Here is a 16,617-nt window from a genome sequence, read left to right as displayed (position 1 = left end):
CAAAAAAATTGTCACTTTTTAGGGTTTGAACATAGGGGACTATCTTGAGAAGAAAATAATGAGTACATGTAACAGGAACTTGTTAATGTTAGAAATAAAACGAAAATCTCCCAAATATGCAGGTGCTAACCCCAAAAGGGTTGTGGTCAACGGTATAATTGCATAAAGAAAAAAACCTCCATTTGGAGGTTTTTCTACGCCTTCTTTTCTTTTACTTTTGGTAGAATTTTATGACGTTTGACTTTCGTTTCTCTTCCCCATGTTGATTCATCGTTAAAGTCAAAAGCTTCAATGAACTTAATAACTTCTTTTGTAATGGGAGTTGGTGTGGAAGCACCAGCAGTAACGGCGACTTTCTCTACTCCTTCTAACCAATCTAATTTAATTTCGGATACATCAGCAATTCGGTAGGCTGTTGTACCAGCAATCTCCTCAGATACTTGGGCAAGACGGTTTGAGTTGTTTGAGCGAGGATCTCCTACAACTAATGTTAAGTCAGCCTCTTTTGCTTGTTCTGCAACAGCTTCTTGTCGAACTTGGGTAGCCATACAAATTTCTTGAACCAATTCAGTTTGTGGAAATTTTTCCTTAACTTTTTGCATGACATCGTAAACATCCCATTGACTCATCGTCGTTTGATTTGTCACAATAATTTTTTTCGCATCTAAAGTTAAATTTTCAACGTCTTCTTCCGTTTGAACTAAATGGACGTGACCTGGTGCGACACCAATAGCACCTTCTGGTTCAGGGTGTCCTTTTTTCCCGATGTAGACAACTTCATATCCTTGACCAACTTTTTCACGAATTAAATCATGTGTTTTCGTTACATCTGGGCATGTTGCATCTAAAACGGTTAGTCCTTTTGCTTTCGCTCTTTCTTTAACCTCAGGTGATACACCGTGTGCTGTAAAGATAACCGTTCCTTCATGAATACCTTCTAATAAGTCGGCACGACTTTTCCCATCCAGAGTAATAACACCTTCATCTTTAAACGCTTCTGTAACGTGGTTATTATGAACAATCATACCTAAAATATAAATAGGACGTGGCAAATTCGGATCCCTTACTGCGTTTTTCGCAATGACCATTGCATCTACAACGCCATAGCAATAACCACGGGGCGCAATTTTAATGACTTCCATGAACGTTCCTCCTCATAAAAAAAGCATCTATATCTATATTGATATTTTTACTTATGTTTTAACATGTTAATACTATTATAAAGGTTCTTACTACATCTGACAAAATGTATCATTCAATTGGCAATATGGACCATACTTTACTATAATGATAATGCATGTGTAAAAAAGGAGATTTTAAAATGAACGCAAAAAATTTTCAAACGTTACAACTCAAACCGATGATGTATGATATTTTACAGGAACTGAATTTTCATCATCCGACACCTATTCAAGCAAAAGTTATCCCGGCTATTTTGAAAGGTGAGGCGATTGTGGCCCAATCCCATACTGGTTCTGGAAAGACTCACTCATACTTAATTCCTCTTATGAATGAGTTAAAAGAAGGTAAACAAAATGTCCAAACGGTAATTACTGCTCCCACTAGGGAGTTAGCCATGCAGATTTACGATGAAGTACGGAAGATGATTCATTTTGCAAATAAAGAACAAGAATGGCGTGCTCGCTTGTTAATTGGTGGAACAGATAAACAAAAAATGGCTGAAAAGTTAAAGGACCAACCACAAATTGTGGTCGGAACGCCAGGTCGAATTTTAGATTTAGTGAAAGAACAGGCCTTAAATGTTTACACTTCGACATCAATTGTCATTGACGAAGCCGATTTATTGATTGATTTAGGACTAATTGAAGAAGTAGATCAAATATTAACAAGAATGAAGTCGGATGTTCAATTTATGGTTTTTTCGGCTACATTCCCAGAGAAATTACGCCATTTCTTAAAGAAATATATGGATAGCCCAACATTTATTACAATTGATGATCAAGGTCCAGCTCCAGAAAAGATGGAACACCGGTTGATTCCACTACGACATCGTAGCCGGGCTGACTTAATTTTAGATGCCTCTAAATTAATGAATCCTTATTTAGCCCTTATTTTTGTAAATAAAAAGACATATGCAGATGAACTCGCCTCAGAATTAATTAGTAAGGGACTGGATGTTGGACTTATTCACGGTGGGTTAACACCACGTGAGCGTAAAAGAACGTTAAAAGCAGTAAAAGATTTGAAATATCAATACATAGTAGCTACAGACCTTGCGGCTCGGGGTATTGATATTCCAGGAGTTAGTCACGTGTTTAATGCAGAGTTGCCTAAAGACCCAGAGTTTTATATTCATCGGGTTGGTAGAACAGCGAGGGCAGGCTTAGAGGGCACTGCGATCAGTTTTTATGATGAATATGACCTTCCCCTAATTGAAAAGCTGGAGAAAAAAGGGATTGCTTTTGAAAATTATGATATCCGGAAAGGTGAATGGGAAGTCATCCAAGATCGAAACCAGCGACGTACAAGACAAAAGACGGATGTGAATATTGAACAAGAAGCTCGTCAAAGTGTACGAAAACCGAAAAAAGTAAAGCCTGGGTATAAGAAAAAAATGAACCGGGAAGTTGAAGATAAAAAGAGAAAATTAAAAAGAGAACAAAAACAAAATTACTATCGTAAGAAAAAGTAATGGGGGAGGAATGCGAGATGTTACGCATAGGATCACATGTGTCTATGAAAGGAAAAAAGATGCTTCTTGGAGCTAGTGAAGAAGCCCAATCATATAATGCAAACACATTTATGATTTATACAGGAGCTCCACAAAATACGAGAAGGAAGCCAATTGAAGAGTTAAACATAGAAAATGGATTGAAACATATGGAGGAACATGGCATAGACAATATTATCGTACATGCTCCCTACATCATTAACATTGCAAATACAGTAAAACCAGAAACATTTAAGTTAGGTGTCGATTTCCTACGTTCGGAAGTAGAACGTACAGCAGCGATAGGTGCAAAGCAAATTGTGCTCCATCCGGGTGCGCATGTTGGAGCAGGTACTGAGGAAGGTATTAAAAAAATCATTGAAGGCTTAGATGATGTATTATCAGATAACCATGACGTACAAATTGCACTTGAAACGATGGCCGGGAAAGGATCGGAATGTGGCCGTTCGTTTGAAGAGATAGCTGAAATTATTCACGGGGTTACAAATAATGAACGGCTATCGGTCTGTATGGATACATGCCACATTCACGATGCAGGTTATGATATCGTAAATAACTTTGACGGCGTATTGGAAGAGTTTGATCGAATCATTGGCATTGACCGCTTAAAAGTATTACACATTAATGATAGTAAAAATGAACGTGGCGCTCGAAAAGACCGACATGAAAATATTGGATTTGGAAAGATTGGGTTTAACGCTTTAAATTATATAGTCCATCATCCAGATTTAACCCATTTACCAAAAATTTTAGAGACACCTTATGTAAATGTAGGTGAAGATAAGAAAAACAAAAAACCACCTTACAAACTTGAAATTGAAATGTTAATGGCAAAAACGTTTGAAGAAGAATTAAAAGAAAAAATCATGCAAGCATAACAAAACGTCAGCTCCTGTTGGAGTTGACGTTTTTTACATTCATTAAAAGTAATGGTCTACACCATATTGTTTCGTTAAATCTTTGAATAATTTATAGGCTTTTTGCGCAGTTTCTTCATCGGTTACTGACGCAACTTTTTTTAATAATTTATAGCGGTCTTTCTCGTTAAATGGGTCAAGATCCTTAGTTTTTATATAATGTATGATTGCCTTAGCTTGTTTCTCTGTTAAGGAAAAATCGTATTGTTCGCTGTATGAGATCAACTCTTCAACTGTTAATTCTTTTATTTTCTGCTGAACCATTTGCTTGATAATTTTTTTCACTAAAATCCACCCTTTTTCGATAGTATCTTTATATTTATATGATGTGTCCGGGACAATTGTGTGACTAATGGGAAAATATAAACATTAAGTGATGTAAGTCTAACTTCTTTACAATTTGAATGATCATCGTTACCATATATCGTTGAGCTTGGATTGAATGAAAGTTGGTAAATCAAGTTCCATAATTCCCCAAATTCTTCTTGAAGGAGGAGAAATAAATGAAGTTAAAACGTAGTGATGTGCATTTATTTATCGTTATTTCTTATATGACAATATGTTTTGTCACTGTATTCCATTTGTATAGTAATCAAAACAGTTCTCTGAAACGCCATAATGAACAATTACAAAGAGAAAATGAAAAATTAACAGCAATCAATAATTATTTGTCATCAAGCTCGAAAGAAATATTACAACTTAATGGTTACCATGATTGGCCACATTTACTAAATGAAGCGGATCGAATGGTGAATGACAGCAATGATCAATTTCATAAAGAATGGGCCATTTATTTAACAGCAGAGGCTCAAAAATATGATATTGACCCTTTCCTTGTATATGAATTATTGAAAGTCGAGACAGGGAAAACATTTGACCCAGAACTGGTAGGACCTAAAACAAAATATGGACGAGCATATGGTTTAGGCCAGTTCATGAAAAATACTGCACCATGGGTAGCTGATATGGGGAATTTGCCATATAAAGATGAGTTATTATTTGATCCTTATTATTCGATTCAGTTAACCCTGGTATATTTGGACTTTTTATACGACCGTTATGGTAATTGGAATGAAGCTTTAACCGCTTATCATAGAGGAATGGGTGGTTTACAACAGTATCAACAAGAAAATGGACATGCGAAAAGTTGGTATGCTGTAAAAATACAAAAAAACGCAAAAACTTATCAACGAACAGCATTAGCTCAATAGCGGAATGTTTTACCACGTAAATATTTAATGACCTTCCGTAAACTAATAGCACACCTCTTCAAGAAAGTGAGGGAGTGCTACAATGACTTCACAAGACGACAATCGACCGAAAGTGTTCCCGAGAACGCGTGATTATGCAGGGAATGATAATTACTTTCTGCATCCTGAAGGTGAGCGATTAGTTGACACAGAGTTTAGTGATGAATTGGGAGAACAAAAAAGGGATGAAGAGTTTGCGGCAGAAACGGCTGTAAACCCGAATGAATTGCGTCATGAAAAAGAAACGCATATGGAAGAAGATGTACAGGTAGGCTGGGGATGGGCTGCAATTGTACTAGCCTTTCTGTCCTTCTTTATGTGGCCATTTCTCATGGGAATTGCAGGCATAGTAGTCGGTGTTATGGCAAAAAGAAGAGGTGCAGATACACTTGGAAATATTGCCATTACAGCAGCTATTGCTGCATTAGTGATTCGATTAGTAATCGCTCCATTTATTTATTAGACAAAAAAGTCCCTGCCGTACGGCAGGGACTTTTACTATTTATTGTAATTGTTCAGATTCTTGCTTTTTATAATATTCCTCAGCTAATTTATCCACTTCTTTTTTCAGTTCCTCAACCATTGTTTCCTCTGGCACTTTACGGATAATCTCGCCATGTCTGAATAATAATCCTTCACCACGAGCTCCAGCTATTCCGATGTCTGCTTCACGAGCCTCTCCTGGACCGTTAACTGCACATCCGAGTACCGCGACTTTTATCGGTGCTTTAATTTTGGAAATGTATTCTTCTACTTCATTGGCAATTGCAATTAAATCAATTTCAATCCGTCCACAAGTAGGGCATGAAATTAAAGTTGCAGCATTGGCCGCTAGTCCAAAGGACTTCAACAGCTCCCTAGCTACTTTTACTTCTTCAACTGGATCAGCACTTAATGATACACGCAACGTATTACCAATCCCTTTACTCAAGATAGCCCCAAGCCCGGCAGCGCTTTTTACAGTTCCTGCAAACAAAGTACCCGATTCTGTTATCCCTAAATGTAGCGGATAGGGAATGACTTCTGCCGCCTTTTCATATGCTTCAATTGCTAATTTTACATCTGATGCTTTAAGGGACACGATAATATCATGGAAATCTAAGTCTTCCAATATTTTAATGTGATGCAAAGCACTTTCAACCATACCATCTGCAGTAGGATATCCGTGTTTTTCCAGGATTCGTTTTTCTAACGACCCTGCATTTACACCGATACGGATTGGAACCCCTTTAGCTTTTGCAGCATTAACAACTGCTTCTACTTTTTCTTTTCGTCCGATATTTCCAGGGTTAATTCGGATCTTATCGGCTCCACCTTCGATGGCTTTAAGCGCTAATTTATAGTCAAAATGTATATCTACAACTAATGGAATTGAAATTCTTTTTTTGATTTCCGGAATTGCATTTGCTGCTCTTTCATCAGGACAAGCCACTCGTACTACTTGGCAACCTGCTTCCACTAAACGCTCTATTTCTTTAACGGTAGCTTCAACGTCATGAGTTTTTGTCGTTGTCATAGACTGAATGACAACTTCATCTTTCCCACCAATCATAACGTTACCAACACGAACAGGTCGTGTATCTTTACGGTGTATAATTGCTGACATTTTAAAAAACGCTCCTTTAGAGTTGCTTGATTTGTTTCATCAAATACATACTAACTTTCATTATAAATGCTATTGACAAAAATGAGAAGTATCTTTATTGAGAATCATTTTATTTATATATTGGAAATTTATACGTCGTTCCTACTTTAATTTGATGAGGGTCAACTGCTGGATTTAACGCTTCAAAATCCTCTATAATAGTTGTAATGGACAATTCAGACATATGCTCATTTAAGTCTTCGATAACAGAGAGGACGGTATCACCTGCTTCAACTTCATAAGTAATGTGATCGTAACGTTCAACTTCATTTTCAGTTTCATTTTCAGTTTTCATTATCTCTTCGTCCAACGGTTGAACATCACCTTCATTATTTTCATTTTCAGCCTCGACTGCTGAAGGTGAGGTGAGGGTACCAACTGTTAAATCATACATAATACTCTTTACAAATAAAATGATTAAAATAAGGATGGATAATCGAATAATCCACTTCATCATGTATTCACTCCTCAATCTATGACACATTTCCTAATCTTTTCGTATAAATATTAAACCATAACGTGTAAATAAGAAGGGTTGGTCGAATTGACAACGAGTTTAATGGCATTTCTGTTAACGTTTGTCGGAATGGCTTTTTTAATGGGAGAAGTTTTAGTTAAATTGCGGGGAGTAGGAGGCATCATTGGCTTTAGTTGCATTGCCTTCTATTTTGGAATGCACTTATCTCCTACCTATTTTTGGCTTGCCACCGCTGTATATACTTTGGCGATTTTCCTAATTATCGTCGATGGAAAACTCGCCAATGATGGAACATTATCGGTAATTGGTGGGATAGGTATACTCGTTTCAATTGGACTTGGTGCTTCTCATTGGTTAGTAGGAATATATGGAATTATTGGTGTTATTCTAGGTACGTTATGCAGTTTCCTCTTTTTAAAGCGATTTCCGAAGCGAAATTTTTGGGGGAAAGTAACATTGTTAGATCGGTTGACCTCTGAGAACGGATATAACTCCATCATAGAAAGCGATAAAGAGCTGGTGCGAAAAGAAGGGATAGCTATTTCGGATTTAAGGCCTTCAGGTGTTGTGGAAATTAGTGGAAAGAAATATAGTGCCGTATCAAATGGGCAATGGATTACGAAAAATAGTTCCGTCGCTGTAACATATGTAGATGGGACGAAGATTGTTGTAGAACAAGTGGATCATGAACAAACCAAAAAGGATAACGGCGTATAGCCGTTATCCTTTTTGCTTCCGTCTTGGTACTAACGAAATGATTCGGTATAAAATGATTGCTGATATTAGCCAAAAAAGTAAGGCAGAAAACGGTATGGATAGATGGAAAGCTTCTATAAGAGCCATTAAGATTGTTGGGAGTGTAACGGCATAAGCGGCTAACGTCCATAACTGCTTATATCGTAGTGTATTATTTATCTTCGATTTAAAGATTAAACCTAACAAAGCTAAAAAGGATACTTCAACAAACTTAACAGAAGCTGTAAATAAATAGTAAATGGCAAATAAGATTATGAAAATAAAATACTTATATGAATTGACCGTATCAATTAAGGACAAAACTTCGTCTTTTTCTATTGTTCCCTCACCTAGTAAAGTGTACATAAACGTATAGGACTGTCCTTTCGTAACAATGACCGCTTTATCCTTCAAAAACACAACACCTTGGTCAACAGGTGTTGGTACTTCCCTCATTGTATCCGCGTTTGGGATAAATTGAATATGTTCATACCGATCGGTTACCTCTTCACGACTAATGAGTACCCCATCTTCAATGATAAATGAGGGGAGGTCGTATAAGTTGTCCACATCAATCGTGTTTAAAGCCCGAATGGTATGGATAGAAAAAGAGGCAGTGAAAATGAGTAATAAAACTAATGTAAGGAAAAAGACATATCCAATCGATTTCCCTGTTGTTTGCAGCCGGAAGGCTTGTACCTTTTTATAATCATAAAAACTCCATAAAAATTGTCGAAAAATATTCCATTTCAATTTGCTCACGTCCTTATTTCATTTCTTAACTATCATAATAGAATGACCAATTATTAGGCAACCTAAGCTTTAAGATTAATGTTAAGGGAAATGTTAAGATAATGTAAATTTTACTCGAAAATTCTTTACAAAGGGTGGAAAGTTCATTAATAATGGTAAAGGTTATTTTAAAAAAAAGAAAAATAATAACATTGGATGAGGGGTTGAAGTAATGGAAATCGATATTCAAAAAATGATATTCGAGTTTATAGGCGGACTCGGGATTTTCCTTTTTGGGATCAAATACTTAGGTGACGGCCTACAAAAATCAGCCGGAGACAGACTTCGTGATATTTTAGATAAATTTACGACAAATCCGTTTATGGGTGTTCTAGCTGGTATTGTTGTAACGATTCTGTTACAAACAAGTACCGGTACAACAGTCTTAACCATAGGTCTTGTTAACGCTGGATTTATGACGTTAAGACAAGCTATAGGTGTTATTATGGGTGCCAATATTGGTACAACGATGACTGCCTTCATTATCGGGATTAAAATTAGTAATTATGCTTTGCCTATTATAGCAGTTGGAACCTTTTTAATTTTCTTCTTTAAAAATAAAAAAGCCACAAATCTGGGACAAGTATTCTTTGGTTTTGGTGCTTTATTCCTTGGTTTGTCATTCATGTCATCCGGAATGAAGCCACTACGTTCATTCCAAGCATTTCATGAGTTAACTGTAAGTATGAGTGAAATTCCGCTACTCGGTGTTGCGATTGGAACAATTTTTACTGTTATTGTTCAGAGCTCTAGTGCAACCATTGGTGTTTTACAAGGCTTATACAGCCAAGGGTTAGTAGACTTAAGTGCTGCATTGCCTGTATTGTTTGGAGATAACATTGGGACAACGATTACAGCGGTACTTGCTGCTATCGGTGCAACTGTGGCTGCCAAGCGAGCTGCTTTAACACACGTAATGTTTAACTTGATTGGTACTACGATTTTCTTAATCATACTCGTACCTTTTTACAAATTAATTGCATATTTAGAAGGGTCGTTAGAATTAAACCCAGAAATGACGATTGCATTTGCCCACGGAATTTTCAACGTGACAAATACGATTATCCAGTTCCCATTCATTGCGCTACTGGCTGTCATTGTGACGAAGATTATTCCTGGAGCTGATTCCGCTGTTGAATATAAAGCGAAACATCTAGATCCAATCTTTATTGAGCAGTCTCCTTCTGTTGCATTAGGACAAGCAAAAGAAGAAGTTCTTCATATGGGTCAACTTGCATTAAAAGGTTTAGAAGAAACAAATCTTTATATGAATAACCAGCAACGTAAACATTCAGAACTAGCATTATCTCTTGAAGATGCAGTGAATAATATTGACCGTAAAATTACAGATTATTTAGTTCGTCTGTCAGGCACATCACTAACAGCTGACGAAGGAAAGCTTCACTCCTCTTTAGTTGATATTGTGAGAGACCTAGAACGAATTGGGGATCACTTTGAGAATATCGTTGAACTTGTCGACTACAAAATTACAAACAAAGTTCACATTACTGATCAAGCAAAAGAAGACTTAAACGAAATGTACAACTTAACATTAGCTACAGTAAAACAGGCATTAAGTTCATTTGAAAATATGGACCGTGAGGAAGCATTAGCGGTCATTAAAAAAGAGGAAGAAATTGATCGAATGGAAAGAACATTCCGTAAGAAGCACATCCTCCGTCTAAATGAAGGTCAGTGCTCAGGTTCTGCAGGTATCGTATTTGTTGATATTATTAGTAATTTAGAGCGTGTTGGAGACCATGCAGTAAACATCGCGGAAGAAGTATTACAAAAAGAAGATGAAGAGTAAGAAGTAGGAAAACATCTCCCCGTGTTCAATGTGGGCACGGGGTTTTTTATGAGTTTTTTTCTGTTTTCAGTAAAAAATGTCTTGAACGAACAGCTTCAACATGCTATATTACATTTGTTGCCGCATTTAGTTGAAAAAAATGTGTTGACACATACATAAAAACATGATAAATTATATCTTGTCGCAAAAAACGTAACAAACACATTCCACCGTAGCTCAGTGGTAGAGCAATCGGCTGTTAACCGATTGGTCGCAGGTTCGAATCCTGCCGGTGGAGCCATTGGCGGTGTAGCTCAGCTGGCGAGAGCGTACGGTTCATACCCGTGAGGTCGGGGGTTCGATCCCCTCCGCCGCCACCATATGGCGGCCGTGGCGAAGTGGTTAACGCACCGGATTGTGGCTCCGGCATTCGAGGGTTCGATTCCCTCCGGTCGCCCCATTAATAAAATTTGAATACAATATGAGCTGGACCCTTAGCTCAGCTGGTTAGAGCTATCGGCTCATAACCGATCGGTCGCAGGTTCGAGTCCTGCAGGGTCCACCATTCGGAGGAGTACCCAAGTCTGGCTGAAGGGATCGGTCTTGAAAACCGACAGGGGCTTCACGGCCCGCGGGGGTTCGAATCCCTCCTCCTCCGCCATTATTTCTTAATGACAAACATAAAGGCTTTAACTAAATTACAGTTTCATTATTTTTTCTTTAATGGCTCGGTAGCTCAGTCGGTAGAGCAACGGACTGAAAATCCGTGTGTCGGCGGTTCGATTCCGTCCCGAGCCACCATTTACATATGATAACGATCAAGCACTCAATTGAAGTGCTTTTTTATTTGTTAAATTATATCCTCATATTTCCATCTTCCGTTTATTTTATCGAAAACACGGTAACAATAAAAAAGTACGTTTTTTTATTGCAAAATAGTTGCAACGTTATTCTTCGATTGGTACTCTGAAATGGAAGGATTTACGAAAAGTACTATATATATGTACTTTTCGCAAAAATATTACATATTAAAAGGAGGAAATCTTCATGGCTAAGTTTGAATTGCCAGAACTACCTTACGCATACGATGCACTTGAACCACATATTGACAAAGAAACAATGAACATCCACCACACGAAGCACCACAATACTTATGTAACGAAATTAAACGGTGCTCTTGAAGGGCAAGCTGATCTAGAGGGGAAATCTTTAGAGGACCTATTAGGTAACCTAGATGCTTTACCTGAGAACATCCGTACCGCTGTACGTAACAATGGTGGAGGACACGCTAACCATAGCTTGTTTTGGACAATCCTTTCACCAAATGGCGGAGGAGAACCTACTGGTGAAGTAGCTGAAAAAATTAACGCCGCATTCGGCAGCTTCGACAAGTTTAAAGAAGAATTCGCTGCTGCAGCAGCTGGCCGTTTTGGTTCTGGTTGGGCATGGTTAGTTGTAAACAACGGAAACGTTGAAGTTACAAGCACACCAAACCAAGATACTCCACTAATGGAGGGGAAAACTCCTATCCTTGGACTTGATGTTTGGGAGCACGCTTACTACTTGAATTATCAAAATAGACGTCCAGACTACATTTCAGCATTCTGGAATGTTGTAAATTGGGAAGAAGTTGAAAAACGTTATCAAGCAGCAAAATAATTACACTTATAAAAGCAGAGTCATGGACTCTGCTTTTTTCTTTTTATCCCTTTTCCCCTTGAATATGTGCCCCCATATTTGTGGACAATAATAGAGAGAAGAAAAGGGGTATAAAACATGAAAAAAGGGCTAAGAGCAATTGTTGGTGACTTTGACATAAATCGTGATTTAGTGTTGTTACTATCCATTGGGGGACTTTACTCTTTAGGAATCTTTTTATCAAATACATTCGTAAACATTTTTTTATGGAAGCAAGCAGGAGATTATGTAGCGATTGCTTTGTACAATTTGGCCATATATATATTACAACCGATTACATTCATTCTCGCAGGAAGATGGGCAAAAAAAGTAGATCGAGTTATTGTGTTACGCCTCGGGGTGATTTTTTTATCCCTTTTTTTTATGACAGTGTTGTTTGCAGGGGAGAAGGCAGCAACATATAACATTTTACTCGGTGCTATTTTAGGAATTGGATATGGATTTTATTGGTTAGCGTTTAATGTGCTAACATTTGAAATTACAGAGCCTGATACACGTGACTTTTTTAATGGATTTTTTGGGTTATTGCAGTCGTTAGGTGGAATGATTGGACCAATTACAGCAGGTTACATTATATCGCGAATGGAATCTTATACTGGATATACAACGATTTTCAGTATATCCCTCAGCTTATTCATTGTTGCAGTTGTTTGTAGCTTCTTCTTAAATCGTAGAAGTGCGGAAGGGATATATAGCCCACTGTTAATTATTAAGGAAAGGAAACGAAATTATAATTGGAACCAAATTTTAAAAGCCCATTTTAGCCAAGGTTTTCGAGAAGGAACGGTCTTTTTTGTTGTAGCGATTTGGGTCTTTTTAATTACGAATAGTGAATTAGCATTAGGGACGTTTAACCTTGTGTTTTCAGCATGTTCCTTTCTGTTTTATTATTTAGCAACACGCCTTGTGAAACCAGCGCTACGGAAAAAGGCGATATTTTTTGGGGGAACGATTCTTTTTGCTTCCATTTTTTTAATTGTGTTTATTCACAACTATACCGTTTTGTTAATTTACGCAGCGATTATAGGAATTGCATATCCAATTATTTATGTACCTTATTTTTCTCTATCCTTTGATGTTATTGGAAGCTCATGGAAGGCAAAGGAAATGAGAATCGAATATATTGTCGTACGAGAGCTCTTTTTAAATAGTGGAAGAATCGTGTCCATTTTGTTCTTTCTTACGGCAGTAACTATGTTCCCGGGAAATTCGGTTATCCCGTACATTTTATTAATCGTAGCTAGTGGTCACTTCTTTATTTATTTCTTTATCCGTAATATTCATATAGGGAAAAAAGATGAGAAAGATACGGAAGCACTCGTAAATAAAGAAGTAGTTGAAGAGGAAAATCGTTAATCTTTCCCGTCTAAACAATTGATAAATCCATGTTATAATGGGTTATGAGACATCAGTTGATAACGGGGAGGAGAAACCCGATGAATAAAAAGAAGAAAACATCCCATTTACCATTTCGATTAAATGTTGTCTTTTTTATTATATTTTTGTTGTTCGCCTTATTAGTTTTACAACTAGGAGTCGTTCAAATTTTGCACGGAGACGACGCTCAACAGCGGATAAACCGTACCGTGGATGTAACAACAAAAATCCCTGTGCCGCGGGGCAAAATGTATGACCGGAACGGTAACTTAGTAGTGGACAATAAAGCATTGTATTCGATTACGTATACACCACCAAAACGGAATATACAACCTCAGGAAAAATTAGCGATTGCGGAAAAGTTGTCTCAATATATTACGAAAGAGACAGATAAAGTAACAACGAGGGATATGAAGGACTATTGGATTTTAGTGAATAAAAAAGAAGCATATGGGCGGTTAACAAGTGAAGAGCAAAATGAGCTTGATGATACTGAACAGTATTATGCTGTCTTGGAGAGTATAACCGACGAAGATTTACAGACGATTACGGAACGAGAAATGGAAATTATCGCGATAAAACGAGAGTTGGACCAGGCACCAGCCCATACGCCTCATATCGTAAAAAATGATAAGGTTACGGAAAAAGAGTACGCAATTGTAGCGGGAAATTTAGATCAATTACCTGGCATTAATGTGACGACAGACTGGGACCGTTACCACTTGTATGATGGAACTTTTGGTAACTTTATTGGGCGTCTCACATCACATGATGAAGGGCTGCTTTCTGATAATCTAGATTTCTACTTAGCTAGGGATTATAGCCGGAATGATCGGGTTGGTCGAAGTGGACTTGAAAAGCAATATGAAACGATTTTAAGAGGTCAAAAAGAGGAATACCTTCATGTAACAAATGATGGTGGGAATGTTGTTCGCTCTGAGCTTATTCATGAAGGAGAACAAGGAAAGAGTTTAGTTTTAACTGTAGATATGGAATTACAACAAAGAGTCGATCAAATTGTCCGGGAAGAGCTTCAGGATGCAATTGAAAAATACCCTGAAAAGAATCAATATTTAGAAGATGCACTTGTCGTTATGATGGATCCAAATACTGGTGAAGTATTAGCGATGTCGGGCCAACACTATGACCGTGAAGAAGATGAGTATAAGGATGCATCCTTTAAAGTTGTTTATGACGCCCACCGTCCAGGTTCTGCGGTGAAGGGTGCCACGGTTTTAGCAGGATTAGAGTCTGGTGTTATAAAGGAAGGTACAGTTTTTTATGATCGTCCTATTAAGATTGCCGGAACACCACAGAAAAGCTCTTGGATAAATCTCGGTAATGTAAATGATTTAGACGCCTTGCGTCGTTCCTCAAACGTCTACATGTTTTTCATCGCGATGCGAATGGGTGGAGAATACAACTATGCGAGAGATAAAAGAATTAGCTTCAACCCAGAAGCGTTTACACAAATGCGGAACTATTTTCAACAGTTTGGTTTAGGTGTTAAAACAGGTGTTGATTTACCTTTTGAATCAACAGGTTACAAGGGTCCTCAGACAACTGCAGGTTTATTATTGGACTACGCAATTGGACAATATGATACGTTTACAACCTTACAACTAGCTCAGTACGTATCAACAATAGCTAATGGCGGATATCGGCTCCGCCCTCAACTAGTGAAAGAAATACGTTATTCCGATAACGGTGACCGTTTAGGTCCTATTTATAGAGCGATGAATCCGGAAGTGTTAAATCAAATAGAAATGACTGAGTATATTGAACGGGTCCAGGAAGGCTTTTATCAAGTGTTTAATGTTGAGCGTGGTACAGCATACGGACACTTCCGTGATAAACCTTATACAGCGGCAGGGAAAACAGGTACAGCCCAAAATGAAGTATATCGCCAAGTTGAGAAGGATGGCGAATTGGTTTGGGAAAAGGTGGCGGAAACGGAAAACTTGACATTGGTTGGCTATGCACCATATGAAAATCCAGAAGTTTCGTTCGCTATTGTTGTTCCAAATTTAGGTCAGGAAGCCGGAAATAGCATTAACCATAAAATCGGAAAACGAATATTAGACACGTATTTCGAATTAAAAGAAAAACGCACAACAACAAGTAATTAAATATGAGATGCGTAAACAGAACGGGAAACCGTTCTGTTTTTTTATTTACACAACGTTAACAATTCCTTTATACGAGATTAATAGACAATCTTTACTATAAAGACTGTAAGATATTTAAATATTTCGTAGGGGGAAAAACTGATGAACAAAAAGTTTAGTTTTTTATTCGTTTTTATTCTAATCCTTGGAGTGCTAACTGCATGTGGAGAAAGTGCGAATGGCGACGGTAATGGTAATGAAGGAGGAGAAGATAAACTAACTGGGACAGTAAAACTGGCAGGATCCTCAACTGTTTTTCCGATTATGGAAGGTGTACTGTACGAATACAACAAAGAGCAACCAAAGGTAAATACGCCACTTGAAAGTGTTGGTTCTGGCGGTGGCTTTAAGAAATCAACAAAAGGTGAAATAGATTTTAGTAACGCATCTCGTCCAATTAAAGATGAGGAAAAAGCAATTGCAGAACAAAACGGAATTGAATTAAAGGAAATTGTGTTAGCTTACGATGGCCTTTCTGTAGTTGTAAGTCAACAAAATGACTTTGTCGAAGAACTTTCAGTAGAACAGCTTCGTGATATTTTCTTAGATGAAGCGCGTAACACAAAATGGTCTGATATCGATTCCTCCTGGCCTGATGAAGAGATTGAAATTTTTAGCCCAGGTCACGATTCAGGAACATTTGATTATTTCAATGAAGTCATTTTAGAGGATAAACCAATGCGTGAAGGTGAAGGTGTTACATTATCTGAAAACGACAACGTTCTCGTTCGTGGAATCCAAGATAATCCATATGCTATCGGATTTTTCGGCTATGCTTACTATGAGGCAAACAAAGATAAGTTGAAAGTATTAGCCATTGATGAGGGAAATGGTGCAATTCAACCGAATGGAGATACCATTCAGGATGGGTCATACTCACCATTATCACGCCCATTATTCACATACGTGAACACAACATCTCTTAAAGAAAAGGAAGAAGTACAAAATTTCACTGAATTTTTACTGCAAAATGCAGGTGAATCAGCAGAACGGGTTGGGTATGTTGCTTTACCACAGGCTAAATATGAAGAACAACTTGAAGAGATTAAATCAATCTATGAATAAATAGTTAATAG

The 16,617-nt window shown here is 37.6% G+C and carries 15 protein-coding genes and 6 tRNA genes; 16 read left to right on the top strand and 5 right to left on the bottom strand.

Annotated elements, in window-relative coordinates:
• Positions 1 to 194: 194 nt before the first annotated feature.
• Positions 195 to 1,142: a 4-hydroxy-3-methylbut-2-enyl diphosphate reductase gene (locus tag NLW78_RS08570; RefSeq protein WP_254496630.1), complete on the bottom strand. Its 948-nt coding sequence runs from the start codon at positions 1,140 to 1,142 to the stop codon at positions 195 to 197.
• Between the two features lie 179 nt (positions 1,143 to 1,321).
• On the opposite strand from NLW78_RS08570, the gene NLW78_RS08565 reads away from it, so the two are divergent.
• On the top strand, positions 1,322 to 2,653 hold the full coding sequence (locus tag NLW78_RS08565) for a DEAD/DEAH box helicase (protein ID WP_254496629.1): 1,332 nt from the start codon (positions 1,322 to 1,324) through the stop codon (positions 2,651 to 2,653).
• Positions 2,654 to 2,670: 17 nt separating this feature from the next.
• Positions 2,671 to 3,570, top strand: a complete 900-nt coding sequence (locus NLW78_RS08560; protein WP_254496628.1) for a deoxyribonuclease IV — start codon at positions 2,671 to 2,673, stop codon at positions 3,568 to 3,570.
• A gap of 42 nt (positions 3,571 to 3,612) precedes the next feature.
• Here NLW78_RS08560 and NLW78_RS08555 read toward each other — a convergent pair whose 3' ends face one another.
• A complete protein-coding gene (locus tag NLW78_RS08555) occupies positions 3,613 to 3,894 on the bottom strand; it encodes a DUF2624 domain-containing protein (RefSeq protein ID WP_254496627.1) in 282 nt (93 codons plus the stop codon).
• Positions 3,895 to 4,112: 218 nt separating this feature from the next.
• Between NLW78_RS08555 and NLW78_RS08550 the strand changes: the two genes are divergently transcribed.
• Both NLW78_RS08550 and NLW78_RS08545 read left to right on the top strand, forming a co-directional pair.
• Entirely contained in the window at positions 4,113 to 4,820 is a 708-nt protein-coding gene (locus NLW78_RS08550; RefSeq protein ID WP_254496626.1) for a lytic transglycosylase domain-containing protein, read from the top strand.
• A gap of 82 nt (positions 4,821 to 4,902) precedes the next feature.
• Complete coding sequence (locus NLW78_RS08545) at positions 4,903 to 5,322, top strand: DUF4190 domain-containing protein (protein ID WP_254496625.1); 420 nt, start codon at positions 4,903 to 4,905, stop codon at positions 5,320 to 5,322.
• Between the two features lie 39 nt (positions 5,323 to 5,361).
• On the opposite strand, the gene ispG is transcribed toward NLW78_RS08545, so the two are convergent.
• Positions 5,362 to 6,465, bottom strand: coding sequence for a flavodoxin-dependent (E)-4-hydroxy-3-methylbut-2-enyl-diphosphate synthase (gene ispG / locus NLW78_RS08540; RefSeq protein WP_254496624.1), 1,104 nt, complete (start codon positions 6,463 to 6,465; stop codon positions 5,362 to 5,364).
• A gap of 109 nt (positions 6,466 to 6,574) precedes the next feature.
• On the bottom strand, positions 6,575 to 6,961 hold the full coding sequence (gene yqfZ / locus NLW78_RS08535) for a protein YqfZ (protein ID WP_254496623.1): 387 nt from the start codon (positions 6,959 to 6,961) through the stop codon (positions 6,575 to 6,577).
• Between the two features lie 87 nt (positions 6,962 to 7,048).
• On the opposite strand from yqfZ, the gene NLW78_RS08530 reads away from it, so the two are divergent.
• Positions 7,049 to 7,699 (top strand): NfeD family protein, encoded by a 651-nt coding sequence (locus NLW78_RS08530; protein WP_254496622.1) that lies wholly within the window; start codon positions 7,049 to 7,051, stop codon positions 7,697 to 7,699.
• A 3-nt stretch (positions 7,700 to 7,702) separates the two neighbouring features.
• Here the strand turns inward: NLW78_RS08530 and NLW78_RS08525 are convergent, their stop codons facing one another.
• The gene (locus NLW78_RS08525) at positions 7,703 to 8,470 is read right to left on the bottom strand and encodes a DUF1189 domain-containing protein (protein ID WP_254496621.1); all 768 of its coding nucleotides are present in this window, start codon (positions 8,468 to 8,470) and stop codon (positions 7,703 to 7,705) included.
• Positions 8,471 to 8,681: 211 nt separating this feature from the next.
• Here NLW78_RS08525 and NLW78_RS08520 point away from each other — a divergent pair, with 211 nt between their 5' ends.
• From NLW78_RS08520 to NLW78_RS08470, 11 genes are all read left to right on the top strand, one after another.
• Positions 8,682 to 10,319: a Na/Pi cotransporter family protein gene (locus NLW78_RS08520; protein WP_254496620.1), complete on the top strand. Its 1,638-nt coding sequence runs from the start codon at positions 8,682 to 8,684 to the stop codon at positions 10,317 to 10,319.
• A gap of 205 nt (positions 10,320 to 10,524) precedes the next feature.
• Positions 10,525 to 10,599: transfer RNA gene (locus NLW78_RS08515), tRNA-Asn, on the top strand.
• 2 nt (positions 10,600 to 10,601) lie between these two features.
• Positions 10,602 to 10,678, top strand: a tRNA-Met gene (locus NLW78_RS08510).
• Positions 10,679 to 10,682: 4 nt separating this feature from the next.
• Positions 10,683 to 10,758 (top strand) — tRNA-His (locus NLW78_RS08505).
• A 28-nt stretch (positions 10,759 to 10,786) separates the two neighbouring features.
• Positions 10,787 to 10,863: transfer RNA gene (locus tag NLW78_RS08500), tRNA-Ile, on the top strand.
• A gap of 3 nt (positions 10,864 to 10,866) precedes the next feature.
• Positions 10,867 to 10,959: transfer RNA gene (locus NLW78_RS08495), tRNA-Ser, on the top strand.
• A gap of 64 nt (positions 10,960 to 11,023) precedes the next feature.
• Positions 11,024 to 11,099 (top strand) — tRNA-Phe (locus NLW78_RS08490).
• 246 nt (positions 11,100 to 11,345) lie between these two features.
• Positions 11,346 to 11,957 (top strand): superoxide dismutase SodA, encoded by a 612-nt coding sequence (gene sodA, locus NLW78_RS08485; RefSeq protein ID WP_254496619.1) that lies wholly within the window; start codon positions 11,346 to 11,348, stop codon positions 11,955 to 11,957.
• A gap of 117 nt (positions 11,958 to 12,074) precedes the next feature.
• A complete protein-coding gene (locus tag NLW78_RS08480; protein WP_254496618.1) occupies positions 12,075 to 13,352 on the top strand; it encodes an MFS transporter in 1,278 nt (425 codons plus the stop codon).
• An 80-nt stretch (positions 13,353 to 13,432) separates the two neighbouring features.
• Positions 13,433 to 15,502, top strand: coding sequence for a peptidoglycan D,D-transpeptidase FtsI family protein (locus NLW78_RS08475; RefSeq protein ID WP_254496617.1), 2,070 nt, complete (start codon positions 13,433 to 13,435; stop codon positions 15,500 to 15,502).
• Between the two features lie 141 nt (positions 15,503 to 15,643).
• Positions 15,644 to 16,606, top strand: a complete 963-nt coding sequence (locus NLW78_RS08470; RefSeq protein WP_254496616.1) for a PstS family phosphate ABC transporter substrate-binding protein — start codon at positions 15,644 to 15,646, stop codon at positions 16,604 to 16,606.
• The last annotated feature ends 11 nt before the right edge of the window (positions 16,607 to 16,617 follow it).

Source organism: Salirhabdus salicampi, from assembly GCF_024259515.1.
Lineage (GTDB): Bacteria > Bacillota > Bacilli > Bacillales > Alkalibacillaceae > Salirhabdus_A > Salirhabdus_A salicampi.
Note: the sequence above shows the minus strand (reverse complement) of the source record. Positions and strands in the feature narration are given on the sequence as shown.

What these genes read in the sequence shown, in the direction of transcription:
- NLW78_RS08570 (WP_254496630.1), bottom strand. Translation starts at nt 1,142, where the DNA reads ATGGAAGTCATTAAAATTGCGCCCCGTGGTTATTGCTATGGCGTTGTA.
- NLW78_RS08565 (WP_254496629.1), top strand. Translation starts at nt 1,322, where the DNA reads ATGAACGCAAAAAATTTTCAAACGTTACAACTCAAACCGATGATGTAT.
- NLW78_RS08560 (WP_254496628.1), top strand. Translation starts at nt 2,671, where the DNA reads ATGTTACGCATAGGATCACATGTGTCTATGAAAGGAAAAAAGATGCTT.
- NLW78_RS08550 (WP_254496626.1), top strand. Translation starts at nt 4,113, where the DNA reads ATGAAGTTAAAACGTAGTGATGTGCATTTATTTATCGTTATTTCTTAT.
- NLW78_RS08545 (WP_254496625.1), top strand. Translation starts at nt 4,903, where the DNA reads ATGACTTCACAAGACGACAATCGACCGAAAGTGTTCCCGAGAACGCGT.
- ispG (WP_254496624.1), bottom strand. Translation starts at nt 6,465, where the DNA reads ATGTCAGCAATTATACACCGTAAAGATACACGACCTGTTCGTGTTGGT.
- yqfZ (WP_254496623.1), bottom strand. Translation starts at nt 6,961, where the DNA reads ATGATGAAGTGGATTATTCGATTATCCATCCTTATTTTAATCATTTTA.
- NLW78_RS08520 (WP_254496620.1), top strand. Translation starts at nt 8,682, where the DNA reads ATGGAAATCGATATTCAAAAAATGATATTCGAGTTTATAGGCGGACTC.
- sodA (WP_254496619.1), top strand. Translation starts at nt 11,346, where the DNA reads ATGGCTAAGTTTGAATTGCCAGAACTACCTTACGCATACGATGCACTT.
- NLW78_RS08480 (WP_254496618.1), top strand. Translation starts at nt 12,075, where the DNA reads ATGAAAAAAGGGCTAAGAGCAATTGTTGGTGACTTTGACATAAATCGT.
- NLW78_RS08475 (WP_254496617.1), top strand. Translation starts at nt 13,433, where the DNA reads ATGAATAAAAAGAAGAAAACATCCCATTTACCATTTCGATTAAATGTT.
- NLW78_RS08470 (WP_254496616.1), top strand. Translation starts at nt 15,644, where the DNA reads ATGAACAAAAAGTTTAGTTTTTTATTCGTTTTTATTCTAATCCTTGGA.